General features: G+C 35.7%; 2 protein-coding genes and 1 pseudogene. 1 reads left to right on the top strand and 2 read right to left on the bottom strand.

Annotated features, from left to right (window positions below; all coding sequences use genetic code 11):
• A partial coding sequence (locus ABID39_RS07765) for a restriction endonuclease (RefSeq protein WP_354187582.1) occupies nt 1–1,196 on the bottom strand: 1,196 nt, incomplete at its 3' end.
• Between the two features lie 949 nt (nt 1,197–2,145).
• Entirely contained in the window at nt 2,146–2,283 is a 138-nt protein-coding gene (locus ABID39_RS07760; RefSeq protein ID WP_354187580.1) for a hypothetical protein, read from the bottom strand.
• Nucleotides 2,284–2,323: 40 nt separating this feature from the next.
• Here ABID39_RS07760 and ABID39_RS07755 point away from each other — a divergent pair.
• Nucleotides 2,324–2,451 (top strand): annotated as a pseudogene (locus ABID39_RS07755) (single-stranded DNA-binding protein); the annotation flags it as partial.

Raw genomic sequence — 2,451 nt, 5'->3', positions numbered from 1 at the left:
TCCATGGACGCCAGAACAGCATTGAACTCATTGGCTTTCTTTTTAGCATCATCGGTAAAGATCTTAGGGGTTGCTGTCATATAGAGGCGTTTTTTACCCCGAATGATGCTGTTATCGTGAACCTTGATAAATTCAGATTCATTGTCTTCTGTCCCTAATGAAACTCCAGTGGTTCTATGAGCTTCATCACAGATGATCAGATCAAATTCGGGTAAATCGTACTTTTTTTGTGCATCTGAAATCACTTGGATGGAATGATAAGTAGAAAACACCACGGTCATCAGATCATGTGAAACCTTACCCGCTTTGCTAGCTAGTTCTTTTGCATCCGTGGTTGCAGGCAAGGCAAGATCAGAGCTATCAAATTCAATAGCATCATTTTTATTCTTACGACGCTTGCCCACTTGTGTATCAGAACACACGGCAAAGGAACGCAAAGGCACTTGTGTATCTTCTGTCCATTCACGGATTGTTTGAGAGATAAGAGCAAGGGAAGGCACCAAAAACAAAACACGCTTGCCTTTCCCAGCAAGAGTTTCTGCTATCTTCAAACTGGTGAAAGTCTTGCCCGTCCCACACGCCATAATCAGCTTGCCACGGTCTGCTTCTTGTAACCCTTCACAAACCGCTTTGAGTGCTTCTTTCTGATGATCTAAAAGCTTTTTTTTAGGTTTCTCTTTAAGGATCGCTTCCCCTTGTTCTTTATAAGCCCCCCAATCAATTTGGCTGTTTTCCAAATCAAACAGATTAATCCGTTGAATACGAACCTCTTGCCCCTCACAAGTCAGTTCAACATTGTCACTCCAATCTGTTTCGGTGCTATCAACCAGTATACGACGGGTGAAGATCTTTTTGCCCGAGGCAGCGATAAAACTATCAATATCTTCTTTTTTAATTATGTGAGAAGCGTCATAGCATTTACATTGAATGGCAGCATAGCCACCTTCATCACGGATTGTAGCGACCAGATCAATACCGATATCAGTTCCATCTTCATCATGCTCTTTAGCCCATTCCAAATAAGTTTGAACCTTTTCATATTCTTGCTTTTGAAGAGGGTCTTCACTCAAATAAGTCATGACAAGGTTTTCAAACATGGTTCCTAATTCACGGGGTGATTTAGCTCTTTGACGATAATACTCTAAGAGAGAGCGTAAAGTGACATGTTCATTATCAGAATAAAGAGGGTGAGACATAAAGGATAAACTCCATGACAATATATTCTGTTGAATTAATTCTCTTCAAAAGAATCGAAATGAAGCTTATTAAATCCATTTTGAATGAATGATGAAAAAAAATGCAGAAAAAATGCAAAAAAAGCGGATAATTTTTTTAAAGAGTTTTTAAAAGGCTATTTATCCACAGCCCATGACATGGAATAAGATTAGCAAACTAGTGAAATTTGCTATTCGTTTTGTGGATAATAACAACAAATTCGATATGTGCTTTAAAATGTCAGAATGAGTATTTTGATAGATTTTATGACAAATTTTCCTTATAGGTTTTGAAGGTGTAAAAATCGTCAAAACACCTACAAAACCCCCTCAAAACCCCCTCAAAACCTATATTATTAGTTGAATTTAGAGGTTGTATTATCAATAGAGGTTGTTTTTTAAAGATCTATAAAATCTTAACACATTGAAATATAATGTTTTTATCTTTTATCGTTTTTTACATAATAGCAGCAACCGTCAAAACCCAAAAAAACTTCAAAACTCATAACCATAATGATCTTGATAACATTTCTTATGATTATAAACCTATCTTTTGAAAGGCTTTAAAGGATCACATGCTTTTCATATCATAGCCATGTTTTAATCACTCACTCAAATGGTCTATTTTGTTGTCAGTTCAATTTACTGACAGATAACTGACAAATATATATTATTAATTGTATTTAAGGTTGTATTTTCGATATGGGTTGTGTCTTAAAATATTAACCTATTGATATATAATGTTTTTTATTTTTACTCATTTAAAAAAAATAATATAGGCTCTAAAAGGAACTGACAAAACTGACAACATTGAACAAAACTCTTTTGATTGGGTCACTCAGATCATTGTTTTTGGAGAAAAGTTACTTGATGAGAATACCATTAAAAAGAGTTTTGCCATTTGAGTAGAATGCTGTCAAAAGAGGTTTCTTTATTGTTTTATGTCGTTGTTTTTGACCAAGGAATGCCATTCATAGCGTTTATCAGGATACCGACCTAGTTCATTCCCCTCTATAGGAAATTCACGAATATAATTGTAACAACATAAGAGCTCTAAAACTTTCTTCACAGCTTCCTTATCTTTTAACGAACTCCAACATCGTCTATAAATATCTCTTGCCGTGAAGACATCGGGCGCTGAGGTGGTCAATTTTCGAATGGCAACTTCTGAGAGCTATACAGACAAGGCTACTAATCAAAAAAAAGATAAAACAGAATGGCACTCAGTGGTGGTCTT

The organism is Bartonella japonica, from assembly GCF_040545385.1.
GTDB lineage: Bacteria > Pseudomonadota > Alphaproteobacteria > Rhizobiales > Rhizobiaceae > Bartonella > Bartonella japonica.
The sequence above is the reverse complement of the archived record's forward strand: the minus strand, read 5'-3'. Positions and strand labels throughout refer to the sequence as shown.